This is a genomic window from Neoasaia chiangmaiensis (assembly GCF_002005465.1).
Taxonomy (GTDB): domain Bacteria; phylum Pseudomonadota; class Alphaproteobacteria; order Acetobacterales; family Acetobacteraceae; genus Neoasaia; species Neoasaia chiangmaiensis.
Window position 1 is genome coordinate 2,105,878 of sequence record NZ_CP014691.1, and the last position, 24,653, is coordinate 2,130,530.

Annotated in this window: 20 protein-coding genes, 1 tRNA gene and 1 pseudogene; 11 read left to right on the top strand and 11 right to left on the bottom strand. The window is 62.8% G+C overall.

Annotation, left to right across the window (positions count from 1 at the left end; all coding sequences use genetic code 11):
• The first annotated feature begins 79 nt into the window (after positions 1 to 79).
• Positions 80 to 850, top strand: a complete 771-nt coding sequence (locus A0U93_RS10100) for a DsbA family protein (RefSeq protein ID WP_077808457.1) — start codon at positions 80 to 82, stop codon at positions 848 to 850.
• Between the two features lie 24 nt (positions 851 to 874).
• Here A0U93_RS10100 and A0U93_RS10105 read toward each other — a convergent pair whose 3' ends face one another.
• The 4 genes from A0U93_RS10105 to A0U93_RS10120 form a co-directional block, all read right to left on the bottom strand.
• Positions 875 to 2,395, bottom strand: coding sequence for a glycosyltransferase family 2 protein (locus A0U93_RS10105; RefSeq protein WP_077807232.1), 1,521 nt, complete (start codon positions 2,393 to 2,395; stop codon positions 875 to 877).
• Between the two features lie 139 nt (positions 2,396 to 2,534).
• Complete coding sequence (locus tag A0U93_RS10110; RefSeq protein ID WP_147150873.1) at positions 2,535 to 3,320, bottom strand: class I SAM-dependent methyltransferase; 786 nt, start codon at positions 3,318 to 3,320, stop codon at positions 2,535 to 2,537.
• 46 nt (positions 3,321 to 3,366) lie between these two features.
• Positions 3,367 to 3,795 carry a DUF4174 domain-containing protein gene (locus A0U93_RS10115; protein ID WP_169852743.1) on the bottom strand — a complete coding sequence of 143 codons (429 nt, stop codon included), beginning with the start codon at positions 3,793 to 3,795 and terminating at the stop codon, positions 3,367 to 3,369.
• A gap of 97 nt (positions 3,796 to 3,892) precedes the next feature.
• Entirely contained in the window at positions 3,893 to 5,155 is a 1,263-nt protein-coding gene (locus A0U93_RS10120) for an MFS transporter (RefSeq protein WP_077807234.1), read from the bottom strand.
• A gap of 236 nt (positions 5,156 to 5,391) precedes the next feature.
• Here A0U93_RS10120 and A0U93_RS10125 point away from each other — a divergent pair, with 236 nt between their 5' ends.
• The 3 genes from A0U93_RS10125 to A0U93_RS10140 all read left to right on the top strand — a co-directional run bounded on the left by A0U93_RS10125 (position 5,392) and on the right by A0U93_RS10140 (position 10,725).
• Complete coding sequence (locus A0U93_RS10125; protein ID WP_245825186.1) at positions 5,392 to 6,318, top strand: EAL domain-containing protein; 927 nt, start codon at positions 5,392 to 5,394, stop codon at positions 6,316 to 6,318.
• A gap of 286 nt (positions 6,319 to 6,604) precedes the next feature.
• Positions 6,605 to 7,825 carry a 5-aminolevulinate synthase gene (gene hemA, locus A0U93_RS10135; RefSeq protein ID WP_077807237.1) on the top strand — a complete coding sequence of 407 codons (1,221 nt, stop codon included), beginning with the start codon at positions 6,605 to 6,607 and terminating at the stop codon, positions 7,823 to 7,825.
• Positions 7,826 to 8,049: 224 nt separating this feature from the next.
• On the top strand, positions 8,050 to 10,725 hold the full coding sequence (locus tag A0U93_RS10140; RefSeq protein ID WP_077807238.1) for a mechanosensitive ion channel domain-containing protein: 2,676 nt from the start codon (positions 8,050 to 8,052) through the stop codon (positions 10,723 to 10,725).
• Positions 10,726 to 10,756: 31 nt separating this feature from the next.
• On the opposite strand, the gene A0U93_RS10145 is transcribed toward A0U93_RS10140, so the two are convergent.
• The 3 genes from A0U93_RS10145 to A0U93_RS10155 are packed head-to-tail and all read right to left on the bottom strand — an operon-like array spanning position 10,757 to position 12,619.
• Positions 10,757 to 10,936, bottom strand: a complete 180-nt coding sequence (locus tag A0U93_RS10145) for a Trm112 family protein (protein WP_077807239.1) — start codon at positions 10,934 to 10,936, stop codon at positions 10,757 to 10,759.
• Position 10,937: 1 nt separating this feature from the next.
• The gene (locus A0U93_RS10150; protein ID WP_077807240.1) at positions 10,938 to 11,645 is read right to left on the bottom strand and encodes an LON peptidase substrate-binding domain-containing protein; all 708 of its coding nucleotides are present in this window, start codon (positions 11,643 to 11,645) and stop codon (positions 10,938 to 10,940) included.
• Positions 11,642 to 12,619: a tetratricopeptide repeat protein gene (locus tag A0U93_RS10155; protein WP_077807241.1), complete on the bottom strand. Its 978-nt coding sequence runs from the start codon at positions 12,617 to 12,619 to the stop codon at positions 11,642 to 11,644. Before A0U93_RS10155 ends, A0U93_RS10150 begins: the two co-directional genes overlap by 4 nt.
• Positions 12,620 to 12,809: 190 nt before the next feature.
• Here A0U93_RS10155 and A0U93_RS10160 point away from each other — a divergent pair.
• Positions 12,810 to 12,884 (top strand) — tRNA-Gly (locus A0U93_RS10160).
• A gap of 355 nt (positions 12,885 to 13,239) precedes the next feature.
• Here the strand turns inward: A0U93_RS10160 and A0U93_RS10165 are convergent.
• Positions 13,240 to 13,767: pseudogene (locus tag A0U93_RS10165) on the bottom strand (transposase).
• Positions 13,768 to 13,995: 228 nt separating this feature from the next.
• Here A0U93_RS10165 and A0U93_RS10170 point away from each other — a divergent pair.
• From A0U93_RS10170 to A0U93_RS10185, 4 genes are read left to right on the top strand one after another with little or no spacing between them, the layout of a single operon-like run.
• Positions 13,996 to 16,182 carry a TonB-dependent siderophore receptor gene (locus tag A0U93_RS10170; RefSeq protein ID WP_077807242.1) on the top strand — a complete coding sequence of 729 codons (2,187 nt, stop codon included), beginning with the start codon at positions 13,996 to 13,998 and terminating at the stop codon, positions 16,180 to 16,182.
• Positions 16,166 to 16,468, top strand: coding sequence for a hypothetical protein (locus A0U93_RS10175; RefSeq protein ID WP_077807243.1), 303 nt, complete (start codon positions 16,166 to 16,168; stop codon positions 16,466 to 16,468). The genes A0U93_RS10170 and A0U93_RS10175 overlap by 17 nt, the downstream gene beginning before the upstream one ends.
• Positions 16,465 to 17,928, top strand: coding sequence for a PepSY-associated TM helix domain-containing protein (locus A0U93_RS10180; protein WP_077807244.1), 1,464 nt, complete (start codon positions 16,465 to 16,467; stop codon positions 17,926 to 17,928). The genes A0U93_RS10175 and A0U93_RS10180 overlap by 4 nt, the downstream gene beginning before the upstream one ends.
• Positions 17,925 to 18,275, top strand: a complete 351-nt coding sequence (locus A0U93_RS10185; RefSeq protein ID WP_077807245.1) for a hypothetical protein — start codon at positions 17,925 to 17,927, stop codon at positions 18,273 to 18,275. The genes A0U93_RS10180 and A0U93_RS10185 overlap by 4 nt, the downstream gene beginning before the upstream one ends.
• 599 nt (positions 18,276 to 18,874) lie before the next feature.
• On the opposite strand, the gene A0U93_RS10190 is transcribed toward A0U93_RS10185, so the two are convergent.
• Positions 18,875 to 19,513 (bottom strand): TetR/AcrR family transcriptional regulator, encoded by a 639-nt coding sequence (locus tag A0U93_RS10190; protein WP_077808459.1) that lies wholly within the window; start codon positions 19,511 to 19,513, stop codon positions 18,875 to 18,877.
• A 58-nt stretch (positions 19,514 to 19,571) separates the two neighbouring features.
• Here A0U93_RS10190 and A0U93_RS10195 point away from each other — a divergent pair, with 58 nt between their 5' ends.
• Positions 19,572 to 21,077, top strand: a complete 1,506-nt coding sequence (locus A0U93_RS10195) for an FAD-dependent monooxygenase (RefSeq protein WP_077808460.1) — start codon at positions 19,572 to 19,574, stop codon at positions 21,075 to 21,077.
• Here the strand turns inward: A0U93_RS10195 and A0U93_RS10200 are convergent.
• Entirely contained in the window at positions 21,074 to 22,726 is a 1,653-nt protein-coding gene (locus A0U93_RS10200) for an alginate export family protein (protein WP_077807246.1), read from the bottom strand. The two genes, A0U93_RS10195 and A0U93_RS10200, sit on opposite strands and share 4 nt — an antisense overlap.
• A gap of 93 nt (positions 22,727 to 22,819) precedes the next feature.
• Positions 22,820 to 23,419, bottom strand: a complete 600-nt coding sequence (locus A0U93_RS10205; protein ID WP_077807247.1) for a hypothetical protein — start codon at positions 23,417 to 23,419, stop codon at positions 22,820 to 22,822.
• Positions 23,420 to 23,626: 207 nt separating this feature from the next.
• Here A0U93_RS10205 and ispH point away from each other — a divergent pair, with 207 nt between their 5' ends.
• Complete coding sequence (gene ispH, locus A0U93_RS10210) at positions 23,627 to 24,637, top strand: 4-hydroxy-3-methylbut-2-enyl diphosphate reductase (protein WP_077807248.1); 1,011 nt, start codon at positions 23,627 to 23,629, stop codon at positions 24,635 to 24,637.
• Positions 24,638 to 24,653: the final 16 nt, after the last annotated feature.

Here is a 24,653-nt window from a genome sequence, read left to right on the forward strand (position 1 = left end):
CATGGCTGGCGTGCACTTTGCGTCCGTCCGCTCGATCGCCTATGCACCACGTCATCCGCGACATCCCGGAGCATCGATCATGTCACGTCTCTTCACCGTTCGGCTTGCCGGCACCGTTCTCCTGACCGCACTCTGGGGAGGCAACCTCACAGCGGCCTCGGCGCAGACCAGCGGCAGCTTTTCGCCGGACCAGCGCCGCCAGATCGTGGAGATCATGCGGGATGCCCTCAAGAGCGACCCCACCATCCTGAGCGATGCGATCGTCGCCCTGCGCCAGGGCGCGGAACAGCAGGAGCAGTCCAAGGCGCTCGGTGCCGTGCGCGCGGACAAGGCAGCCTTGCAGACCGCGCCGGCCTATGCCGTGCGCGGCAACACGAATGGCGATCTCACGGTTGTGGAGTTTCTCGATCCACGATGCGGCTATTGCCGTAGCCTCGTTCCGGTGGTGGACAAGCTGCTGGCCGATGATCCCAAGCTGCGTCTGGTCGAGAAGGTCGTTCCGGTGCTGAGCGAAAAGAGCATGCTGGACACGCAGGCGATCTTCGCCGCCGCCCGGCAGGGCGGATATGACAAGATGAAGCGTGCATTGATGCAGGATACGGCAACGCCCAGCGTCGAGCGTATTCGCCAGCTGGCCAGCGCCAACGGACTGGATGCCGACAGGCTGGCGAAGGACATGCACGATCCCGATGTCTCGACGCAGATCAACACGAATCTGGCGCAGGCTCGTGCCATCGGTCTCGATGGCACACCGACATTCGTGTTCGGCACGGATTCCATCGCGCCGGGCGCCATGAGCCTGCAGGACATGCAGGGCAAGATCGCCGCGGCCCGTCGGGCGCGCGGCTGAAGTAAAGCCTTTCCCGCCGCGCGACTACAGGAACGCGAACAGCAACGCGGGAACCAGTGCCTGCACGCGATGCCGGGCGACAGGCGACAGCATGGCCAGCGCGCGCTGCCGGTCGTCGAATGACGGCAGGCTGGCGTGGGCGCCGAGCCAGACACAAAGCTCGGCTTCACTCAGTCCGGCCGGATCGCGTGGCGTCGGCAGATCGATCAGCGACGGCACAGCATCCGGCCCGATGGTGGGCACCAGCGTGAAATGTTCCCAACCGGAACAGACAAGACGGTCGGCGGCCATGTCGCCGGCACCGGCGGGCGGGGCAGCGACGAAGCGGGGCGGCGTGATCGTCATCAGGCCGACATGCTCGTCTGCGGCATTGACGATACGCAGTAACGGGTTGCCGGGTGCGACGCTGTCTCCGGAAAGCCGGACAGGACCTTCGTCGGCCGCGAAGAGCGTGACGAATTGTGGTGTCGAGCCCTGGATCACCCCATAGACCGGCGGCAGATCAGAGGCGTCGCCGTGGCCGGTGGTGACCGTCCGGTCGGGGCTCAGACGCAGGGTCGGGCCGGTCGCGGCCCGGATGCCGACGACACGCACGCCGTCGGGCCATGGCTTGCGCGTGACCTCGGCGGCGTCCCGCGCGTCGTCGCGGTCGGGGAGAGGATCGATGCGCGGGACAGGCGCGTCGTTTGCCGGCGGGCGGCCCATGGCCGCAAGGCGCATGCAGGCGATGTCGAGGCAACGCATGAGGATCGTCTCGAAAAACGGTCGCGCGCGCTCCAGCCCGCGCGTCGCACCATCATCGGCATGATCGTTGTGATCGCGTTCAACACGTTGCTGGGCCCATCGGGCCGGTGTGACCGGCATATCCGCCAGCCGGTCGATCGTGTGTTGCACGCTGCGGCAGCCGTATCGCAGGATACGCCCGTGCCGCCAGTCGGCGGGCATTTCCCGACCGTCCCAGGCGGGGACATCGCCGCTGGCGCTCCGGTAGCGCTCGTCGGGTATGTCAAGACGATGCGCATCGATGGTGCCGGTGGGTAGGGCCGCCGGGCGCACGAAACTTTTGCCGAGACGGTTCTCGCGCACTTCCATGTCGCCACGCCGTGTGAAGGCGGCGGGTGCCATGTCCCGGGGGCGCAAGGCATGGCCGTTGCCGCCGAACAGGCAGCCGCTGAACGCGATCGCCTCGCCATCGGCGAAACAGGGCTGACCGAAGAACGCCCCTGCTGACTCATGCTCGCCGAGATCGAGATATTCATCGGCATCCAGGAAACCGATCCAGTCGACGTCGTTCCGCAGATGATCGACGGCGGCGCGCCAGGCGGCCTGTCGGCGAAGATGGGCATTGGGCAGCGTCATGTCGCTGCGTTGGGCATCGACAGGTCCGACCTGCGCGGCGGCCTGAATGACGTCCCATGTACCGTCCGTCGAATGGTCGTCGAAGACGATCAGTCGGTCGATGCCCAAACCGAGATGCCACGCCACCCAGCCGGCAATATCCGAATATTCGTTACGGACGAAAAGGACGCAGGCAGTCAGGGGCATGACGCAGTGGTTTCCGGCAAGTTTCGATCCGATGGGGCATCATGGAAAACAGACGACCGCCGGGAGAATAGACGCGCCGCCCGGGATGTTCCAGAAGTGCGGCCGGCGACAGCAATCGCCGGCGCAGCGGGATGTCACGTTACGGCTTGCGGAACTTCAGCACGAAATTATCGCCTTCGCCGATCGCCTGATAGCGGGCGCGGTCCTGCTGACCCAGCGCAAGCGTCGGCGGCAGGGTCCAGACACCTTTCGGCCAATGCGTCGTATCCTTCGGATTGGCGTCGATTTCGGATGTTCCCACCAGCTTGAAACCGGCTTTCTCGATCAGGGTGATCGCGTAGTCCTGCCGGACGTAGCCGTCCCTGGCCTGCGGGTCCTGCGGCTGGTCCGGGCGGGCACGGTGATCCTCGACGCCGAAGATGCCGCCGGGTTTGAGCGCCTTGTAGGCGGCGGCAATCATTTCAGGCGCGTCGCCCTGTTTCATCCAGTTGTGCAGATTGCGGAATGTCAGCACCACGTCCGCGCTGTTCGGCGGCGCGATGTCGTCATGCCCCTGAGCCAGCACCGATTTGCGGATGCGGCCGAAATGATCGGGGTCGGCGTTGAATTTGGCCTGCTCATTGGGGCTGAACGTTGCGAATGCGCTCTCGACATGGGTGCCGTCTGGTGCGCCCATCGCAGCGATATACTGGCCATGATCGTGGAGATAGGGCGCGAGGATTTCCGTCCAGTAGCCACTGCCCGGCCAGATCTCGACCACGGTCGAATGAGGTGTGATGCCGAAGAAGCGCAGTTCCGTTTCCGGATGACGGGCGGTATCGCGCTGCGTGAAGGCCGGGGTGCGCCACGATGCGCTGACGGCCTGATGCAGCGCATCATCGGCCAGGGCCAGACCGGGCGAGGCCAGTCCGAGAAGAACCAGCATCGAGGAAGCGAGTGTTCTTTGCATGGGATCGGAGAACTCCAGGGGGTCAGTGTTCGCCGGCGCGGCGCATCGGCATGGCATCGATGATGCCATAGATTTCGTCGAGTGGCGTCGGCTTGCTGCTGCGCCATTTCGTGCCGCCATCCTTGCCGATCACCCGCAGGGCAAACGGCGTGTCACGGGAGACACCATATTCGTTCCGCACCATGGCGGGGCTGATCTGATGCGGCGTCCCGCGCCAGAACTGCGCGGCGCGCTCGCCGATGATGGCGATGACGACCATGTCCCGGTCGGCCAGTCCATCCGGATCGGCCTGCACGAGACGTGCCTGCTCCTTCAGGGCGGCATTCTCCTCACTGGCAAATACGAGGAGGAGGCGATCGTGCCACTGATAATCATGTAACGTGCCGCTGGCACAGCCGCGCGTAACGACGAACAGGATTGCGATGATCGCGACCAGCACCAGACGTTGCATTCCCGAACCTCCTGCCTGGCGAAGAGAATGGGGCATAACGTCTGAACGTTGCGTTAAAGTTCCTTGAACGACGGGGAATTTTTCAGGACGGCGTCGTTCAGGCCGGGTCGGTCTCCATGTGTTCGCCCGGCAGTTCGTCGGGTTCGGCAAGGGCGATGCCGCCGACGACGACGCTGGAAGCGAGCACGAAGCCTTCCGCCGAGATCGGCAGGCTCGGCCCACGGCCGAAGATCGGGATGAGTTGCCCTGCCAGTCCCTGGCCGATCGAACCGATAGCGTAGCCCAGCCCCATGCCGAAACTGCGCGTCTCGGAAGGAAAGCGCTTGGCCAGATAATGCGGCACGAGCGCGAAGATGCCGGAGGCCGCCATGCCCATGACCAGCGCGGATGCCAGCATGACGCCGTAGAGCGTTGCGCTGAGGAAGGGGTAGATTGTGACGATGACCACGGCCAGCGTGCCCAGCATGACGGGCAAATCGCCGAAGCGTCCGGCCATCCAGCCGCAGGCGAGTTTGCCGAGCAGCGAACCGATGCAGAACAATCCGATCGGCCAGAAGACCATGGCGGGGGAGAGATGATGCACGCTGCGCAGGATTGTCGGGTAGAAGCTGTAGATGGCGGCTTTCTGGAATTCGAGGAAGGACATCAGGGCGATGGCCTGAATGGCCGCGAGATCCAGCCGGAAGCGTGCGCGCGGCGGTCGACCTCTTTCGGCCCGCAAGGCCTGGTTTTTGCGCCAGACGGGACTTTCCTGCACGCCCCACCGGACGAAGATGGCCAACAGGGCGGGGGCCAGCCCGATGAAGAACAGCAGCCGCCATGAATAATGCGGCAGCACGACGGCCTGCACGGCGGCGGCGGCAAGGAAGCCCATTTCGTAACCCGCCATCATCAACGCGGAGGCCATGGGGCGGCTTCGTGCCGGCACGGTCTCCATCAGCAGTGCCGCCGAGGCGGTCCATTCGCCACCGAAGCCGATGCCGAACATGAACTGGATGACCATCATCGCCGTCAGGCTCCAGGCCAAGCCGGACAGGCCTGAGAAGATGCCGAACCACAGGACGCCGATCATGAAGGCCAGCCGCCGGCCGTAGCGGTCCGCCAGCCACCCCCAGCCGGTATTGCCGAGCGCGCGACCGAGACTCTGTATGAAGATGACGGTGCCCATGGCACCAAGCGTGCAGCCGAAGCTTTTGGCGATGTCCGGCAGGGTCAGAAGCAGGGCGGTCTGGTCGAAGGCGTCGAGAAACCAGCCCATGAAAGCCGCCAGCGTGATGCGCCAGTAGGGGCGCAGGGCGGTAAGGTCGCTGGCAGACGCGTCGGAACGCGGCGAGGCCGTTTGGCGGGAGTTGTCCGTCATGGTCTCGTCCTTGAGATTTTGGGGAGGTGTTTGAAGAAAGGCGCCTCCGAAGCAGGGCGCGCGCGAAAGCGAACTCAATCAATCGCCTTTCTGCCCGAGAGTTTCGTTTCCCGTCGAGGGTTTTTCTGCGGGAGCAGCCATTGAGGCGTCAAAGTTACGCCGCGTTAGCAAGTTGTTAGCTCATGTCGGGGCATTGTCCGGTCGGCGTCGTCTGAAGGAGATCCGCGTTGGCCGACATGCATCATGCCTCTTCCGATATGTCGGTGCCGGACAGTTCCGAATGGTTGCGGGAAGCCGTTGCGCAGGACGATCCGGAGATTCTGCGGGATTCGTTCGCCACCACGCTGCGCCGCCGCCGTGCACGTCAGCGCCCGAAAGCGCCCGTGTTGCAGTGGGTTCCCCGTTGGCGCTTGCAGGCGGCCCGACCGCCCGTGCTTGTCGGCGGCGAAGCGACGGGTGCCGCCGCATGTCCGACGCTCGTTTCGCAGGCGTCGGCAGGAGCCCGCCGCAGGAGAGCCAGCCGGAACCCTTGGGAACGCGATGCGGAAATCCTGCATCAGGCGTGCCGGGAGGCAGCGGTCTGGGCCGAACCATGGCGCCTGATGGTGACGCCGGGTCATGTGTCTTGGCCCGATGCGGAATTTCTGGAGCGGTTGAATGATGTCGTCGCGACCACCGGCATGGCGCTGGACCGGCTCGATATTGCCGTGCAGGAGGAGACGCTGGCGCGGGACGACCCGCATCTGGTTTACAGTCTGGCGATCCTGCGCGATCGGGGCGTCGGTATCTGGCTGACCCGTTTTGGGCATGAGGTGTCGAGCCTGACCCTCCTGCGCGATTGCGCGGGTAGCGGGTTGCTGAATGGCGTGCGTCTGGATGCGCGGCTGCTGACCCAGGCACCGGCTTATGTGCCGGCTGACGGGGCTGTCGATGCCACAGCCGCGCTGGACAGGACGACGACCGGTTTTTTCGAGGGCGTCCTGTCGGCGGTCCAGGCGCTTGGGTTGAGTGTGCAGTTGACGGACGTCGACGACGAGGCGGCGCTGCGCTTCGCCATGCGCGTTGGGTGCGCCGAGGTATCGGGAACACATTGTGCGTTTCCCGGCAGCGGGGCGATGGCCCCAACGCCCCTGAGGGCGGACCTGCCGCCCCTTGCCGGTTAGCCTCATTCGATCAGAATGCTGTTTTCGAACAATGGGATCTCGGCCTCGAACCTCAAGGACGATATGGGCCTTGGCGTTGCGACAGGAAAGGAAATGATGAATCGGCATCACTCCCGAAGATTCGCGCCGCGCATGCGGTGGTCGCACGATTTGATATCGGTCCGGCCCTTGCTTAAGATAGACCGTTATCGGTTTCGCTGAATGAAATCAGCGTGACCGGAGTTTAACTTGTAATCGACGCGCAAGGCGCTGTTGTGCGGGATATCAGAGCGAGGGACCATTATTCATGACCGGCGCAGCCACGACATATGACGATTATTTCCAGCGTGCGCTGGATGGCCTGAAGGCAGACGGCAGCTATCGGCATTTCGCCGAACTGGAGCGTCAGGCCGGGCGTTTTCCCAAGGCCTATCATCATGGCATGGGCCGCGAGGTCACGGTCTGGTGTTCCAACGACTATCTGGGCATGGGGCAGCACCCGTCGGTCCTGTCCGCCATGCATGCCAGTCTGGATCATAGCGGCGCGGGCGCGGGCGGCACGCGCAACATCTCCGGCACCAATCACGAACATGTCGAACTTGAACGCGAACTGGCCGACCTGCACGGCAAGGAAGCGGCCCTGCTGTTCAATTCCGGCTATCTGTCGAACTGGGCGACGCTCGGCACCATCGCCGCGCGCATGAAGGACTGTGTCGTTCTTTCAGACGCCGCCAATCATGCTTCCATGATCGAGGGCATTCGCCATTCGCGGGCGGAGAAGCAGATTTTCCGGCACAATGACGTTGCGGATCTGGAAGCGCGGTTGAAGGCGCTGCCGCGTGATGTGCCGAAGATCATCGCCTTCGAGTCCGTCTACTCCATGGACGGCGATATCGCCCCGATCGAGGAAATCTGCGATCTGGCCGATCGTTACGGCGCGATGACCTACCTGGATGAGGTTCATGCCGTCGGTCTTTACGGCCATCAGGGCGGCGGCGTTGCGGAGCAGCGTGGGCTCTCGCATCGTCTGTCGGTCATCGAGGGAACCCTCGGCAAGGGGTTTGGTGTTGTCGGCGGTTATATCGCGGGGTCGGCGGCGCTGTGCGATTTCGTGCGGTCGTTCGCATCCGGCTTCATTTTCTCCACGGCATTGCCGCCGATGATCGCAGCGGGAGCGCTGGCCAGCATCCGCCATCTTCGTGGCAGCCAGGATGAGCGCGAGCGGCATCAGGCACGCGTGGCCTATCTGCGCGCCGCCCTGGATCGTGCCGGAATTCCGCATATGGACAATCCGTCGCATATCGTGCCGGTCATGGTCGGTGACGCCACGCGATGCCGGGCGCTGTCCGATCTGCTTCTGTCGCGGTTCGGGCATTATATCCAGCCGATCAACTATCCCACCGTCGCGCGCGGCACCGAGCGGCTGCGCATCACGCCGGGCCCGCTGCACAGCACGGCGGATATCGATGATCTGGTCGCGGCACTTGCCGCGCTCTGGCAAGAGCAGGGGATGGCCGCCGCTGCCTGATCCGGTGCCGCGGTCGCTGATTTTGTCCGCGACCGCCACCGCGTTCACATGAGCGGCGACCGGACGTCCCCACGGACCGGCCCGTTTTCAGGCCACCCCGATGACAGGAGGGGTGGCCTTTTTCACGTCATGACGCCTGTTTTTCGTCCAGCCGCCCTCGTTTTTTCATATCTCGTCTGGCAAGGGATACCCCCCGCCTTCTCCACGTCCTGAAAGGAAACAGCATGCAGGCCGACGCCGGCACGCCGATACGATCGCGTTCGCATCCGTCACGATTCATCGTCGCCCGACTCCTTGGCCTTGTGGCGATTGCCGCCATGGTATCGTTCCAGGTCGGCCCGGCCGCGGCGGAAACCCCGGCAAAAGCCGATGCAACGGCCGCCGCGCCGCGCCTGTCCAACGCACAGGCCCAGCAACTTCTGGGCGTTCTGAAGGACGACACCAGGCGGCAGCAGTTCATCACAACGCTGCAGAATCTGACGGTGGCGCAGGAAGCCGCACCGGCCGGCGCCGCCAAGGCTCCGACGGCGGACCCCAAATCGCTGCGCCCCGACGGGCTGGGCGCCGATCTTGTCGGTGGACTGACCTCCTTCGGTCATTCGGCCGGCCATCAGACGCAGGCGTTGTTTCGCACGGTCGTGGATTTCCGCGAAATCGCGCCCTGGACGCGGCAGATCGAACGTGATCCGCAGGCACAGGCCCGCATCCTTCAGCTTCTGATCCGCGCGGCTATCCTGATCGTCGTGAGTGGCGCGCTGTTCGTGCTGGTGCGTCTGGCACTCCGCAAGCCACGCCGCAAGCTGGAAGAAGCCGCGCGTATTCGCAGCCTGCATGAACTGGTCGATGAACGGCACGATCGGCAGGCGGCGGAAGCGGCTGCCAATCGCGATGCAGCCGCCGAGAGTTCGGCTGAAACCGCGTCGCCCGCCACCGGCGCTGCGCCGCAGGAAAGCCCGGCCCTGCCGCCCGGCACCGACAGCCAGGCGGAAGACGCGCCGGAGAAGGCATCGCGTCGTGTTCCAGTCGGTGACGAGATTGCCGACGATCCGGAGATATCGGAACCGGAAAAGATCGCCCGCAATCAGGCGGAAATCGAGGAAGACCGCGCCGCGCGTGTTCGCCATCAGGGCGCCCTGGCGCGCCTGATGCTGTCGATCCGCCGGCTGCCCTACACTTTTGGCGCGTTTCTGCTCGATCTCATGCCTGTTGCAATGGTGCCTTTGACGGCGCTTGTCGTGGCTGCGGCCGATCCGGGCGCCACGCCGGCGACCGAGACGGCCCTGCGGGATATCGCGTTGGTGGCGATGATCGGCGGTAGCGCCGTCGCGGTGGCGCGCGCGCTTCTGGCCCCGTCGCATCCCTGGCTTCGCCTGTTGATGATTTCCAACTGGGCGGCGGAATACCTGTTCCGATGGACGCGTCTGCTGGTCATCATCGGCGCGACGGGGGCCGCGATCATCGGCCTGCTCGGCGATTGTGCCCTGCCGGATGCCATCACCACGGCGCTGGCGAAAGTTCTCGCGTTGATCCTGCACGTATCGGTTGCTGTGATGATCCTGCGCAGCCGTGCGCATGTCATGGCGCTGTGCCAGCGTGCAACACGCATCGGTTATGCGTCCCACGCGCTTTTGCTGGTCGGGCGCGTCTGGTGGATCGCGGCGTTGTTCTTCGATCTCAGCCTCTGGCTGGTGTGGGCGGCGGAAATCCGCCACGGGTATGCGGCGATCTGGGAAATCTTCCTGCGTAGCGTCGCCGCGCTGGTGATTGTCCGGATTTTGAGCATCGCCACGTATGGCCTGCTGGAGCGCGCCTTCCGGCTCGCGCCGGACTGGGCGGCTCTGACGGACGACACAAAGGGACGCCTGAGCGCCTACTATCCGATCGCGCGGCGTATCCTCGGCGTGCTCACCGTGCTGGTGACCGTGCTGGCGCTGGCGGTTGCCTGGGGTGTGCCCGTGCGGGCGCTGTTCGGTCCCGGCGGGATCGGCAGCCGGGTGGCCTCCTCGACCTTCACGATCCTGGTAGCGCTGACGCTGGCCGCCGTTGTGTGGGAGATCGCGAACCTCGCGATGGAGCGGCATATGAAGCGCGTTGTCGATCTGGAGGACGGCAAGGTCCGGGTCGCACGTATTCGTACGCTTCAACCGATGATGCGGATCATCCTGATGGTCGTGCTGTCTGTCGTCATCGGCCTGACGGTTCTCAGCCAGCTCGGCATCAATACCGGACCGCTGCTGGCGGGGGCATCGATCTTCGGTGTGGCGCTGGGCTTCGGTTCGCAAAAGCTGGTTCAGGATTTCATCAACGGCATCTTCCTGCTGCTGGAAAATGCGCTGACGGTTGGCGATGCCGTAACCCTGAATGGCACTTACGGCATCGTGGAGCGGCTTTCGCTGCGCACGGTGCATGTGCGGGCCAATGACGGGTCGATGAACATCTTCCCGTTCAGTTCACTGGGCCAGATCACCAACTACAATCGCGACTTCGCCCGTGCGATCATCGTGGCCGAAGTCGGCTATGATGTGGATACGGACGACGTGGTGAAGGCGATCAACGACATTACTGCGGAGATGCGCGCCGATCCGGATTTCAAGGATCTGATCATCGACGATTTCCAGATGTGGGGCGTGGACTCGCTCAACGATTCGTCGGTGACGGTGCGCGGCACGCTGCCGACGACGACGGCGGGTCGCTGGCCGGTGCAGCGCCAGTTCTATCGTCGCATGAAGAAATGCTTCGATGCGCGCGGCATCACCATTCCTTTCCCGACGCGAACGCTGGAAATCGACGGACTGGAAAAGCTGGTGAACTACAGGGTGCCGTCAGGCATGGACGCTGCGCCGCCGCCGAAAGAGGCGGCGGAAGTGCAAACCGGCGCGGCCAGCAAACAGGGCGAGTAGCGCGCCCTGCCTGCATCGTCCGGCGTGCCGCTCAGTTGTCGAGCTGGCGCGCCTCTTCCGGCAGCATGACGGGAATGCCGTCACGCACCGGATAGGCAAGATGCGCGCGGGGGCTGATGAGTTCCTGCGCTTCGCGGTCGTATTGCAGCGGCCCTTTGGTGACGGGACAGACAAGCATCGAAAGCAGGCGGGGGTCGAGTTCGGTCGTCATATCATTCCTCATAGTCATCATCGTCATCGGGATCGACGTCTTCTTCCAGAAGGGTGAACAGCACTTCCGCTCGCGCGTCGATCGTGTCGGCTTCCAGCAAGGCCTGTTTTTCGTCGGCGCTGAAAGGCACGAGCATCGGCAGGACGACGAGAAGCGTGTCGTCCTCCATCTGCTCGATGACGGTCCAGCTCGTGCGGAGTTGATGCGCGGCGAAATAGCGCTTGAGCGATTCCATCAGGCGGTCGCGATCGATGGGCGCCGGTTCAAGTTCCGTCAGGTCGGCGGCGTAACCGGAGGCGTCGATGTTGGCGATGCGATAGCCGCGGGGCCCGTCCGACTCGCGCAGGATACGGAAACGCGCAACGCCGCTCAGCGTGATGGCGAAGGTGCCGTCCGCACGTTCGGTGAAAGCCGTGATACGACCGAGGCAGCCGACCTGATAGAGCGGCGGCGCGGGTTCGTCATCGGCTTCATCGCGCGGTTGCACCATGCCGATCAGGCGGTTGCCGGCCAGCGCGTCCTCGATCAGCGCGATGTAACGCGGCTCGAAGACGTTCAGCGGCAGCTTGCCCCAGGGCAGGAGCAGCGCGCCGGAGAGGGGGAAAAGCCCGACCTGCGCCGGAATGTCGGCCAGCGTGGCCTCGTGCAGGCGCGGCAGGCGGCGGGGGATATCGTCCCCGCCAAAGACGTCGCCGGAAGTTTCGCTCATGCGAAAAGCATGGCCGACAGCTTGCGGCGCGCCGGCAGGGTGGCCGGGTCGGCATTACCCCAGGCCTCGAAGAAGCGCAGCAGTTCGGTCTTGGCCGCGCCGTTGTTCCAGTCGCGGTCCGTCCTGATGATGTCGAGCAGCGCCTGCGCCGCTTCCGCACGCTGACCGGCACCGTTCAGCGCGCCGGCCAGCCTGAAGCGAAGCGTATGGTCGCCGGGGCTTGCGGCCAGTTCCGTCCGCAGCCCATCCAGTGCGGCAGCGGCGGCGCGGCCTTCCTGATGCAGGGCCAATGCTGCACGGGCCCCGCTGACTTCCGGGTGATCGGCCAGCTTGGCGGGAACCTGGCTCAGCGCCTCGGCGGCCCCCGCATCGTCGTCCAGCGCGATCAGCGCGCGGATCATGCCGCCCCAGCCATCCGGATTCTCCGGCTCGATCTCCAGAAGGGAGGCGAACAATCCGACCGCTTCCTCGGCACGGTTCTCCTGTAACGCGGTGCGCGCGGCGGCAAGGATGTCGGCGCTGGGCATGGCGCCGCCGGTCAATTTCAGCAGCGCCTCGATGAAGCGCTTCACTTCGCTCTCCGGTTGCGCGCCCTGGATCAGGTCGACGATCTGGCCCTTGTAAAACGCGGCCACCAGCGGGATCGACTGGATCGGCAGGCCGATCTGCGCCAGTTGCCCGGCGAGGGCCTGGTTGGCCTCGATATCCACCTTGACCAGCTTGACGCGTCCGCCAGCCGCCGTGACCACCTTTTCCAGAACAGGCGTGAACTGGCGGCAGGGACCACACCACGGTGCCCAGAAGTCCACCAGGACTGGCAGGTCGCGGCTGGCATCCAGCACTTCCGGCATGAAGCTGCGCTGGTCGGCATCCACGATCATCACACTGCCGGCCTGGGGTGGCGCAGGTGTGTCGCTGATGAAGGAGGAGCCGGGTTGCTGACTGCCGCGCGGCTGTCCGATGAGATGATCCATAAAAAAGCAGTCCTCGTTCGACGTCGATGCAGCCGATGGCCGCTGAATTGCTGTCTAAGATCGGCGCGCGGACGCGATGACGCAAGGTGAATGCGCTGCGTTCCCGATCTTCGTGAAAAAAATCCGCTTTTTCCGCTTCGAGGCTCTTGCGTCCGGAAGCCGACTCCCGTATTCACCCCTCCAACGGAGTGCGGGCGTAGCTCAGGGGTAGAGCACAACCTTGCCAAGGTTGGGGTCGTGGGTTCGAATCCCATCGCCCGCTCCAGATTCTCTCAAGAAAATTGGGCGGTTAGAGCGGTTCTTCGGGGCCGTTTTTTGCTTCCCCGCCCTCGTCAGGCTGACCGGGGAAGCAGGGGGGAAGCAAACGGCGGCGTATTCGCGGCCGCTTCCGGATACTGGCGGCATGGACCGTCTCCCTTATTCAGCGTGTCATGAGCGGAGTGTTTCCGCTGCCATGACGGCTCTTGCAATCGATCGCAATCCGACAGCCGACGCGACACGTTTCACCGAATGCGACGCCCGCAACAGAGTTCTGTCCCTTTCAACTCGGGGGTGGTTTTGCTGAGGCTGTGTCCCGTAGCGTGGTGTAGGAGCACCGATCCTCGACGGGTCCGAGGTTATCAGGCGGCCACGGGGGGCATGCGGATTATGGGATTATGGCTTATGGCGGCCAGTCCTTCCAGCGTCATGTAGCGTCGGCAGACGGCCCACTCGTCGTTCTGTTCGAGCATCAAGGCGCCGACCAGCCGGCTGACCTGGCTTTTGGAGACGCCGCCGGCCCCCATGGCGCGGACGAGGTCATCGACCGATCGCGTGGAAATCCCCTGCACATAGGCTTCCTGGATCACGGCCAGCAACGCCTTTTCCGCTGTCCGGCGCGGCTCGAGGAAGGTCGGGAAATAGCTGCCCTTGCGCAGCTTCGGTATCGCGAGTTCGACCGTCCCTGCCCGCGTGTCCCAGTTCCGGGCGCGATAGCCATTACGCTACGCCGATCGGGATGCCGAACGCACGCCCAATGGCGCACCGGTCCGGGCCTCGACCTCCATTTCCATCATCCGGTCGGCAGCGAACGCCAGCATCTCGCGCACGAAATCACCGTCAGACGCTTGCTCCACAAGCTCCAGCAGCGCCATCTTGTCGTCGGTCATCGTCAGGTCCTTCAGGTTCGTTGTCACATCCGAACCCTACCAAAGACCGGCGATGGCCGCCTCAGCAGCCAAAACTCGCTCCTACACCACGCTACGGGACACAGCCAGGTTCTAATCGCATACGATGGGGAAGCAATAATTACATAACGTAATCTCACTTGCAAATGACTCTCAATAACGATACGAGCCCTGAGCCAACAACGGCATGAGACAACGTTGAGGACGGGTATGCATCGCAGCCGGGTTATTTGTTTGATCCCTTTTTCGCTTATCTTCGGTGGAGAGGCTTTTGCCGCCGATCAGCAGGAAAAGGCCGGGCAGCCGCATCAACGAGGGACATCCGCTGCCAGGCAGAGCCCGGCTCAGGCCGCCACGGTCGAAAGACTGGAAGTGCGTGGGCGGAGACCAGCGACCATTGCGTCCTCGGCTACAAAAAACGATACGCCTCTCATCGAAACCGCCCAGTCGGTTACGGTTGTCACCCGTAACGAAATGGATATTCGAGGGGTACTGAACCTTAATCAGGCTGTACGGTATACGGCTGGTATCACACCAGATCTCCGTGGTGGGGAGGGCTCGCGTTATGATCAGTTCCTGCTGCGCGGATTTATGGTTCCGACCTTCCTCGATGGGCTGAAGCTTCAGGATAGTCCGACCGGATATGCGGTGGCGCAGACCGATACGTCCCGGCTCGATCGGGTAGAGATTCTCAAGGGGCCGGCTTCGGCTCTCTACGGTCAATCCAGCCCCGGCGGCCTCGTTGCGTTATCCAGCAAATTGCCGACGGACCGGCAGTCCTATGGCGGTGTCAACGCGACCGGTGGCATGTTCGATCTCTATCGCGTCGATGCGGATGTCGGGGGGTGGGCGACGAAAGACGGGCTGGTTCGCTATCGCGTCTATGGAACCGTCAATGGTCAGCATACCCAGTTGAGCCGCACGGGAAGCCGACGTTTCAGCATCAGCCCCGCCTTCACATTTGGCGGTGATGGGCCGACGACGTTGACGCTGCTGGGTAATTATCAATACGACCCGGAGAACGGGAGTTACGGCGGTGTTCCTCTGGTTGGTTCATTGAAGCCGGCACCGTTCGGTTATCTGCCGCGGAATTTCTATGATGGCGATGTGCCATATGAGAAGTTCAATCGGCGCCAGGGGGCGATCACCTATATTTTCAATCATCGTTTCAATAACGATTGGGTTTTCACGACGCGAGGACGTTACGATGATGTCAAGACGCAGTATCGAAGCGTCTATAACAGCGGCTATTATATCGATGATGAAACGCTGGCGCGATCAGCGTTCGGCACCAACGAGCATACGCATAACCTGACGTTCGACAGCCAGTTCAAAGGGCATGTCCGAACGGGGCCTTTGCGCCACACGATGATGTTCGGTTTCGATTACATGCAGCAGCGTGCGACAGAATTGGGGTTCTACGGCAGTGCGCCAAGCCTGAACGTCTTCCACCCGGATTATGACATGAACATTCCGGCTGCGAGTCCCTATGTGGACTATCTGACGAACTCCCATCAGATCGGCGTTTACGGGCAGGATGAAATCCGCTGGAAGGGACTGATCCTGACGGGAAGTTTGCGTAACGACTGGTATCGCTCGCATCAGATCGAGCATCTTTCCGGATCGGATACCCGGGAAAACCCAAGCCAGATCACGTGGCGCGCTTCGGGTCTGTATCATTTCGATTTCGGCCTTTCGCCTTATATCAGCTACTCGACCTCCTTTCAGCCCCAATCCGGCATCGTCTCCAACGATGGCGGCGCGACGCTTCGCCAGGCTGACCCGTCGATCGGCAAGCAGCTTGAAGGTGGTGTGAAATATCAGATTCCGGGCACGCCGATCCTGTTGACGGCGGCGGGATTTCATATCGAACAGACCAATGTTCTCGTATCCGGCGTCAATACTGGCTACAGCACTGAAAGTGGCCTGGTCCACTCGGACGGCTTCGAATTCGAGGCGCATGTGGAGGCCTACAAGAACCTGATGATCACCGCGGCGGTGAGCACGCAGAAGGTACGCGACGATTCTACCGGAAAGCCGTTGATCCAGTCGGGCCGGGGGAATGCATCGCTCTTCGCTTTCTACACTGTACCGAAGGGTCGCATGAAGGGCTTCGGCTTCGGGGGTGGCATGCGGTACACCTCGAAATCCTATGGTGGCGAGGCCGATTACGGCAGCGTATGGGTGCCGCAATATGCCGTGTTCGATGCTTCCGTGCGCTATGACCTGACGAACCTGTCTCATACGCTGCGTGGGTGGACGGTCGGCGCAAGCGTGCGCAATCTGTTCGACAGGAACTTCATCGCCAACTGTCTGAGCTATGCATCCTATGGCCAGGAGTTCTGCTACTACGGTGAACGCCGCAATGCGCAGGCCAATATTGGCTATAGCTGGTAAAATCCTCACGGTCGGCCGGGACCATCGCGACCTTATCCTTCGATTGTTGGTCGCGCTTCCCGGTGGTTATTCGCTTGCCGGCCTTGGGGGCGTCTGCCTGAGCCTCTGGTTGCCGCTTTCGCGGGCGGATGACGCCATGGCTGGCATTCTCTTCGGGCTCGTCATCTGGCCGGTCGTGTTTATCGTTTCATTCGGACTGTCCAGCGTGCGGCGCTTGCTGGCAGGGCTTGCCGGAGGTCTGCTGGTGCTCGCTCTCTTGACGATCGAAAGCGGGTGGCGACCATGAAGGAGACATTTCGGGCGTCGATGGCGTGGCTGCATACAGCCCTTGGATTGACCACCGGCTGGGTGCTTTATGCCATTGCGTTGTCCGGCGCGCTGAGTGTTTTTCGACAAGCCATCAATTTATGGGCTCGTCCGGAACTGGGGGCGGCATCCGTGGATGCCGTTCAGGCCGATAGCCTTGCCATCGCGTGGCTTAATCGGCATGCGGCATCGTCGGGCGCGTGGTATCTGGGAAGCGCAACGGCGGACGCGCCTTTCGCGAGCGCCATCTGGTCCGATCCACATGGCAGGTTTCTGCAACGTGTTTTCGATCCGTCAAGCAGCAGTCCGGAAGGTATTCGCGACACGCTGGGCGGCGAATTTTTCTATCGCTTCCATTTCGAGCTTCAGTTGCCCTATCCATGGGGGCGGTTGATTGCGGCGGTCGCGGCACTGGCGATGGTTGCGGGACTGATCACGGGAATCGTCATCCACCGACGGATGTTTGCCGATTTCTTTACGTTCCGGATGCGGCGTGGACAGCGAAGTTGGCTCGATGCCCATAATCTTCTTGGCGTCGCGGCGCTGCCGTTTCATCTGATGATCTCCTTTACAGGCGCCGTCATGCTGGGGTCGTTGCTCCTGCCCTGGAGTACGCAGGCGATCTATCGGCATGACATCGCAAGCTCGTTCACCGATCTGAACCCTGCGTTGTATTCACGGCCGGTTCTGGGTCAGCCGGGGCGGCTTGCACCCATGGCGCCATTGCTGCGGGAGTCGGAACGACGCTTTGAGGGTGCCGGGATTGCGCAGATCTACGTGACCAATCCGGCTGATCGTGCCTCCGTGGTGGCCGTCATCGCCGGTAACGATGGTGTGGTCAGCACGGCAGTGCGAACCCTGATTTTCGATGGCCCGACAGGTCGGCTGATCAGCGAACACGTGGAGAAAAGACCGGTCATTGGCGCTTATGCCCTCCTCTATGGCTTACACGTGGCGCGTTTTGCGCCGTGCCTTGCGCGATGGCTTTATTTCCTGTCCGGTTTGATGTTGGCGGGCGTGATCGGCAGCGGCATGCATCTCTGGGTGATCAAGCGGCTGCGGCGACAATCGCACCTCGGGCATCGAATTGCCGGACGGCTGAATACGGGCGTGCTGGCCGGGGCACCTTTGGGCTTTGCCACGTTTTTTCTGGCCAATCGAATTCTGCCATCCATGATGGCCGGCCGTGCCCGGTATGAGGTCCAGTCGGTTTTCATCGTCTGGGCGATGGCCATTGTTTTCGCATTCCTGCGCCGCCCGGCACGTGCGTGGCCGGAATTGTGGGGCTGCAATGCGTTGGCCTGCATGACCATCGCCCTGCTGGGTGCGCCCTGGCATAAGCCGGTCGCCATTGGCGTCAGTCTGACGGCTCTCGTGCTGGCGGGCGCTTTCGGTTATGCGGCCGGACGATCCGCAGCGCGGAAGGTGTTCGCAATATGATCGGCGTGGGCGTTCTCTGCGGGCAGGGGGGCATGCTGCTGCTTGCCGCAGGTTCGATACGTGGTGGCAGCGTTATCTCCCGTCGCGTGCCATCGGTATTCTTCCGGCGGATGCTGCAATCGGGCGGCGTTGGATTGATGGGGTTGAGCCTTTGGCTTCAGTTGCACAATGCCGCAACGCCTGCCATCTCCCTGCTTGTCTGGATTGGTATCGTCAGTATCGAAATTCTGACGACGGCCTTGGTTCAGACCGGCCTTGACCGTCGCAGGGAATCTCCTCTTGGGGCGCGTGCCTTAAAGCGGGGAGGACAGGAGCGTCTGGGCCTGTTGCATGAGCGGCAACCATAGATCCGGCCGGATGGTATCGACCACGCGAGTGGGATCGGCGAATGAGGCGATCGTACCATGGGCGACATTCCGGGCGACACGCTGGATCGTTGGGCTATCCTGCGTGGGATGAGGATGGACGACCAATGCCTGCGCGCTGCCAAGCGCGGCGAGACGATGTGACAGGGCAGCGATCTCGGCGGGGTGCAACGGTGTCTCGCCGCCAGCTATTTCGTCATGAGCTATCTGGCCTTCAGCGCGCCCGCCTTCGTCGCGGGTTTTGCCGTTCGCGCATGCGGTCTGCGGTCTGCGGTCTGCGGACGACGACCGACGCTTATGTTGCGCTTCTTCTGATGCTGACAGCACTCACGCTGCGCGGTCTGAGCCGGGACAGAGTGATGACCGACGCTTGTTCTGCTCCGTTGCGTTGATCCGGACAGTTGTGGCGTTACAGGGGGCTGGCTTATAGGGCTTTCGGATAGAAAAAGATGCCCTGGCGTAGTTTGCCTTTTCGGGTTGCCAAGGTTGGGGTCGTGGGTTCGAATCCCATCGCCCGCTCCAGAAAATCAATAAGAATCAGTCTTCAACAGACCTGATGGCCAAACGGCTTTTACGCCGTTTCAGGCATAGGGTGTGTTGATCATGGCGGCCATAATGCCGCGGGTTCCCTTGTCGATCAGGTCGAGGAACACGGCTTTCGCTGCCGAGGCATCTTCTCGCTGCCGGAATATCCGATGGGCTTGAACGAACGCCACGCTCCAGGTCGACAGCAGTAGATTCGCGGCCAACAATGTGTCTGCGTCGGTCGGTTCGCGTTGGCTGCATTCGGCGAGCGACGCAGCCACCACTTGTGCGAATTCATCGCGGATTGCCCGCGCCCGCGCCATGAGCGTTTCGCTCGCTTCCACCGTCTCCACGAATTTTCGGCTTCCGGCAAAAAAACGAAGATAGGGTTGGGGACCCTCGACCAGTTCGTGGGCGAACCGTCTCAGCGTCTCGATCGGCGATGTGCCGTCCACGGACTCCCGCAAGGCGGCGCGCAGCATCGCGCGTCCTTCCTCATCGCGGTCGAAGAACATGTCTTCCTTGCGCGGAAAGTGGTTGAACACCGTCATGCGGCCGACGTCGGCTGCCTCTGCGATCTCGTCTACCGTGACATGATCGAAGCCATTCTCGAGAAAGAGCCGCGTGGCGGCATCGGATATAGCCTGTCGCGTGGCCAGGCGCCTGCGCGTGTGGCGATCGGGAATCGTTGACATGAAAAACATTCTAGCACAGGAAAGAACATACTGAGTATATAATAGGACGAAGTCTATGATGGCGGTCGATATTGTGGTCGTGGGTGCCGGGCCGGTCGGGCTGCTGACGGCGATCGAACTGACCCTGGGCGGCGCAAGCGTTCTTGTGCTGGAGCGGCTGGTGACGCCGAGCCGGAATATCAAGGCCCTAGGGATCGGGCCTCTGGCCGTCGAGGCTTTGCAGCGGCGTGGCATGGCAGCAGCCATAGATGCCGAGGAGGAGCGCAATGCCAGCGCGATCAACCGCTTCCTGCGGCAGGACAGAGGCGAATCGCGGATGGCGAAATTCAGCGGTCACTTCGCGTTCCTGCCTATCCGGCGAGAGGTGCAAAGGGAGCCGCAGCGGCGGATGCGTGCCGTCGATCAGCAGGGTCTGGAAGCCATCCTGTCGGATCGGGCGCGTGCACTGGGCATTGAGGTCCGACGTGGATGCGCGGTGACTGGCTACGAGGATCGTGCGGATAGCGTGGCAGTGACATGGACATCGTCAGCCGGCGCGTGCGCGATCCGCTGTGCCTATCTTGTCGGCTGCGATGGCGGACGCAGCACCGTACGCAAGCTGGCGGGTTTTGGTTTTCCCGGCACGCCCCCGACATTGACGATGTATCAGGCCATCGTCGATCTCGACACACCGTCGGCATTGCCGAGCGGCTGGCACCGAACATCGGAGGGCGTGTTCGCCCATGGTCCATTCCCGCGTCGGCTGTTCATGCTGGATTTCAGCGGCCCACCCCAGGACCGTCAGGCGCCGGTGACGCGTGAAGAGATCGAGGCGGTGCTGCGGCGGATCAGCGGAACAGACATTCGCGTTCGTGCGATGGAGGTCGGAAATCGGTGGGCGGACAACACGCGTCTTGCCGAGACATATCGCAAGGGTCGTGTGTTGCTGGCGGGCGATGCGGCGCATGTGCATGCGCCATTTGGCGGGCAGGGATTGAGTCTCGGCCTCGTGGATGCGGCCAATCTCGGCTGGAAGCTTGCTGCGGTCGTGCGCGGTGATCGGCCGGAGAGCCTGCTCGATACCTATACGGCCGAGCGCCGACCGGTTGCCGAGGCCGTCCTGGCCAACACACTGGCCCAGGTTGCGATCATGCGTCCCGATCCGCAATCGGGCGCCATGCGTGATATCATGGCCAAGCTTATGCAGATTGACGACATCGGCAGTCTGATGGGTGAGATGATGAACGGTCTGGCAACGCGGTACGACCTGAATACAGCGCAAGGCGAGGTTGGAAGACTGATCGGCGACAGGCCAGTGCGTGAGGCTGGCCCTGGCGGCACGCTTTACGACATCATGCGGGAAGGCCGCGCCGTTCTTCTGGATGCATCGCGTGAGGGCATGGCATCCCGGCTGGCTGCCCCTTGGGAGCGGAGGGTGATTCGCCTCCCGGATCAGGCCGGTCCGTCGATGTTGATCCGGCCTGACGGCTGCGTAGCCTGGGCAGCATCGGATGACGGTACGGGCGGTCTGGTCGATGCGTTGCATCGTTGGTTCGGAGCGCCCGGGATGCGCGTGTCCGACTAGAAGCGGAACACGAAATTGGACTGATAATAACTGCCGCTTTTCGCGCCCGCCGCCTTCATGGAGTCGGAGGCGATGAAGCGTGCGCCATATTGCGTCCAGGTCAGATGCCGGTTGAGCTGGAGCGTGAGCGAGGCCTGCGGGATGATGCCGATCAGCCCGCCGCCGATATTGCGGAAGGAATAGACTTTGGACGAGCTGTAGACATCGTCATTCGTGCTGTCGCGCCACATGAAGGGTGCCTTGAACTGAAGGCTCAGCCAGTCCAGCGGCGTGGTGCGCAGGACGGGGGAGAGGCTAATGAGGTTGCTGGGCGCGATATAGGTCGTGGTGTCGAGATAGTTGGTCTGTGGGTTGAACGGCGCGATATAGGTGCCGACCGTTCCGTTGGCGGAGCGCGTATCGCCACCGGAATAAAGATCGGTCTGGACGCCGAGGAAGGGGTGCCAGCGCGATTTCGGATTGCGATACCCGACGATGGAATTGACCGCGTAGGCGTCCACAGAACGTGTGGCCCCTGATTTGCTGTTCTCGAATGTGCCGCTCTGATACAGTCCGCCGATCGAGAACTCGAAGGACGGCGAACTGCCGTACCAGCGAAAACCGCCATCCTGGCGTGCCGTACTGCCATTCAGCGTGGATTTGCCAGCGGCGACCGCGGCCAGACTTCCTTCGAGGTGGAAGCCGATCGCGAAAAGATCGAGATAGGTGGCCAGTTTTTCATGGCCGAGCCGAATATCCGGCGGGGCCAGCGTGACATCGAGCCCGTGCAGGCGTGTGCCCCAATCCTCGTTGTCGTGAAACATCTTGTTCTGGTTGATGTTGGTGCCGACGAAATCGTAGAGGTCCACGCGAACGCGTGGCCAGATCGCGTAACCGCGGATGCCGTTCCAGGCCAATGGCACGTTGGGCGTCTCGCGATTATAGAGGATGTAGGAAGGCGCATCGAGGAACTGCTGCCGGCCGAACATCAGCCCGGATTTCGCGCCCAGCAGCGTGGCTGTTCCTTCGACGAAGCCCTGTTGCAGATCGAGGCGCTTGCGATAGGTGGTACCGTAGCCATAACCGGCCCAGCCGCCGGCATCCGCGTTGACCAGTTGTCCGAAAAAGCGCAGATGCGACCCCAGATGCAGATCCGCACCATAGAGGTTGCGAACGCCGAAACGGCCGGAACCGGGACTGCCCTGCGTGCCGAGGCTCGGGTGCTCCTCAAACCAGTTGCGCAGTCGCGTCTCGCCTGAAAACGTGAGCCAGATCGTTTTGCTGTCGTTCAGGGCGATGAATTTAAGCGGGTCGAACGGATCGTTGCGCAACGATCTGTCGCGCAGATAGCGCCAGTCTTCCGCCCAGGGCGCGACGCCATATCGGCCAACCGGGCCGAAACCGGCGGATTCACCATTGCCGCGCGTGAAAACGCCCCAGTCGCCCTGGGTGCCATGCGGCGGGCGGTTCTGCTTGGCGGTCACGCGTCGTGGCTGGCCCACCACACCGGCATGGGGGAAATTCTGGATTTCCGGCCGCGGGGGTGCCTGAACGGTCAACGATTCCGTGCTGACAACCGGCGGCAGGGAGGTCTGCGCGCCGGCTGTCGCCGTGCCGAGGGCAAGCGACGTGGCGGCGAACAAGGCAGAATGCGCAGGCATGATGGACATGGGCTCCAAAATTCCATGTCATCATAGAAACGGAACATTATCTCCGCTACATCGTATTTTTCAAATTTGTCGAAATTATTATGTGCTTTTTTGTTACTGCTCCGAATGTGCGGAGAATGCGGCCGGTGTCAGATGCGTGCGGTTGTAATCGAGTTGCGCATGGGTCAGCTGAAAGCCGATCTCCATGGCGTAATTCGTCTCCTGAATGTTGTCGGACGCCGGAACGTCGATAATGCGCACGGGCGTGCGGACCGTCGTCGTGCTGACGTTCGGTTCGAACTGGATCGGCGTCTCGAAGACCTTCTTGTCGACGATGTGGCCGTCATGCAGCACCGCCACGAAATACGGCAGCGTCACCGTGTCGCCCTTGGCCGCCGGCCCGCGCGCCACGTTCATCGCGACGCTCAACCGCGTGCGGACGATCTTCTTGTGGTTGTCCGTCGGGCCAGCCTCGCAGGCACCGGTCAGGCCGGTCATGCTGGCATGGCTGACCAGGCTGCCGACATCCAGTCCGCGCCCGTTATAATCGTAGCTGTCGGCGGCCTCGCCCAGAATCTCGACATGGGGGCAGGCCGGGGCGAAGGCGCTCTGCTCGTCCTGATCGCAGGCGGCGAGCGGCAGGAAGCCAAGGGCTGCCGCGGCAAAAGCGGCGAACCGCGCCGGGTGGGCGCGGGAAGAAATGGCGCTTGTCATGGGCTTGTGCTCTCGAACCTTCCAATCCGTGACGCCGGTTTTCTGCCGGCACGTTGCGATATGGCCCGATCCATCCGATAATGAATGGTCATAACGGGGCTTGCATGCTGGCGGCGGTTTGCGTAACGCCCCTTTTGTGCAGGACGTTCGCGCGCCGCCGGTTGCGGTCTGTCCGCTATACTGCCTGCCGTCTGATTGGGGAACACCATGTCCGACACGCTGACCACCGCTCCCGAGAGCCGCCACGATTCGCCGATTGCCGACGAGGGTCGTACGCTGCGCGTATTGCTGGCCGGGCCGCGCGGCTTCTGTGCAGGCGTGGATCGCGCGATCCGCGTCGTCGAGGAAGCGATTCGCCGTTTCGGCGCGCCGGTCTATGTCCGTCACGAAATCGTCCATAACCGCACGGTGGTGGAAGACCTGGAAGCGAAGGGCGCGATCTTCGTCGAGGAACTCGATGAAGTGCCGGAGGACGGCCATGTCGTCTTCTCCGCGCATGGCGTGCCGAAATCGGTTCCCGCCGAGGCGCAGCGTCGCAATCTCCTTTATCTGGACGCCACGTGCCCGCTCGTTTCCAAGGTGCATCGCGAGGCCGAGCGTCACTTCGCGGAAGGCGGTCCGGATGCCCGGCACATCCTGATGATCGGCCATGCCGGCCACCCGGAGGTCGTCGGCACGATGGGTCAGCTGCCGCCGGGCGCCGTCACGCTCATCAACGATGCCGAGGAAGCGCGCACGGTGCAGCCGGAAGACCCGATGCGCCTGGCGTTCATCACCCAGACCACGCTATCGGTCGATGATACGGCCGAGATCGTGGATATCCTGCGCAGCCGTTTCCCGCATATCGAGGGGCCGAAGCGCGAGGATATCTGCTACGCCACCACGAATCGGCAGGAAGCCGTCAAGGCGATTGCGCCCGAGAGCGACCTGGTCATCGTCATCGGATCGCCGAATTCCTCGAATTCGCAGCGTCTGCGTGAGGTTGCCGAGCGTTCCGGCGCGAAGCGCGCGCTGCTGGTGCCGAAGCTCGCGGCGCTGGACTGGAGCGTGCTGGACGGTGTCGAGACCATCGGCATCACGGCGGGCGCATCGGCGCCGGAAGCGCTGGTGCAGGAAATGGTGAAGGCGCTTTCCGAGCGCTACACGCTAAAAATCGAAGAACGGATCGTCAAGGAAGAGAGCGTCATCTTCCGGCTGCCCAGCCCGCTCGGCGCCTGATCCATGCCGCTGCCGC

Coding starts and splice junctions, on each gene's coding strand:
- A0U93_RS10145 (WP_077807239.1), bottom strand. CDS start 10,936: ATGACGACCGAACTCGACCCCCGCCTGCTTTCGATGCTTGTCTGTCCC.
- A0U93_RS10195 (WP_077808460.1), top strand. CDS start 19,572: ATGGCGGTCGATATTGTGGTCGTGGGTGCCGGGCCGGTCGGGCTGCTG.
- A0U93_RS10190 (WP_077808459.1), bottom strand. CDS start 19,513: ATGTCAACGATTCCCGATCGCCACACGCGCAGGCGCCTGGCCACGCGA.
- ispH (WP_077807248.1), top strand. CDS start 23,627: ATGTCCGACACGCTGACCACCGCTCCCGAGAGCCGCCACGATTCGCCG.
- A0U93_RS10100 (WP_077808457.1), top strand. CDS start 80: ATGTCACGTCTCTTCACCGTTCGGCTTGCCGGCACCGTTCTCCTGACC.
- A0U93_RS10150 (WP_077807240.1), bottom strand. CDS start 11,645: ATGAGCGAAACTTCCGGCGACGTCTTTGGCGGGGACGATATCCCCCGC.
- A0U93_RS10110 (WP_147150873.1), bottom strand. CDS start 3,320: ATGCTGGTTCTTCTCGGACTGGCCTCGCCCGGTCTGGCCCTGGCCGAT.
- A0U93_RS10140 (WP_077807238.1), top strand. CDS start 8,050: ATGCAGGCCGACGCCGGCACGCCGATACGATCGCGTTCGCATCCGTCA.
- A0U93_RS10105 (WP_077807232.1), bottom strand. CDS start 2,395: ATGCCCCTGACTGCCTGCGTCCTTTTCGTCCGTAACGAATATTCGGAT.
- A0U93_RS10120 (WP_077807234.1), bottom strand. CDS start 5,155: ATGACGGACAACTCCCGCCAAACGGCCTCGCCGCGTTCCGACGCGTCT.
- A0U93_RS10205 (WP_077807247.1), bottom strand. CDS start 23,419: ATGACAAGCGCCATTTCTTCCCGCGCCCACCCGGCGCGGTTCGCCGCT.
- A0U93_RS10185 (WP_077807245.1), top strand. CDS start 17,925: ATGATCGGCGTGGGCGTTCTCTGCGGGCAGGGGGGCATGCTGCTGCTT.
- A0U93_RS10115 (WP_169852743.1), bottom strand. CDS start 3,795: ATGCAACGTCTGGTGCTGGTCGCGATCATCGCAATCCTGTTCGTCGTT.
- A0U93_RS10125 (WP_245825186.1), top strand. CDS start 5,392: ATGCATCATGCCTCTTCCGATATGTCGGTGCCGGACAGTTCCGAATGG.
- hemA (WP_077807237.1), top strand. CDS start 6,605: ATGACCGGCGCAGCCACGACATATGACGATTATTTCCAGCGTGCGCTG.
- A0U93_RS10180 (WP_077807244.1), top strand. CDS start 16,465: ATGAAGGAGACATTTCGGGCGTCGATGGCGTGGCTGCATACAGCCCTT.
- A0U93_RS10170 (WP_077807242.1), top strand. CDS start 13,996: ATGCATCGCAGCCGGGTTATTTGTTTGATCCCTTTTTCGCTTATCTTC.
- A0U93_RS10200 (WP_077807246.1), bottom strand. CDS start 22,726: ATGTCCATCATGCCTGCGCATTCTGCCTTGTTCGCCGCCACGTCGCTT.
- A0U93_RS10155 (WP_077807241.1), bottom strand. CDS start 12,619: ATGGATCATCTCATCGGACAGCCGCGCGGCAGTCAGCAACCCGGCTCC.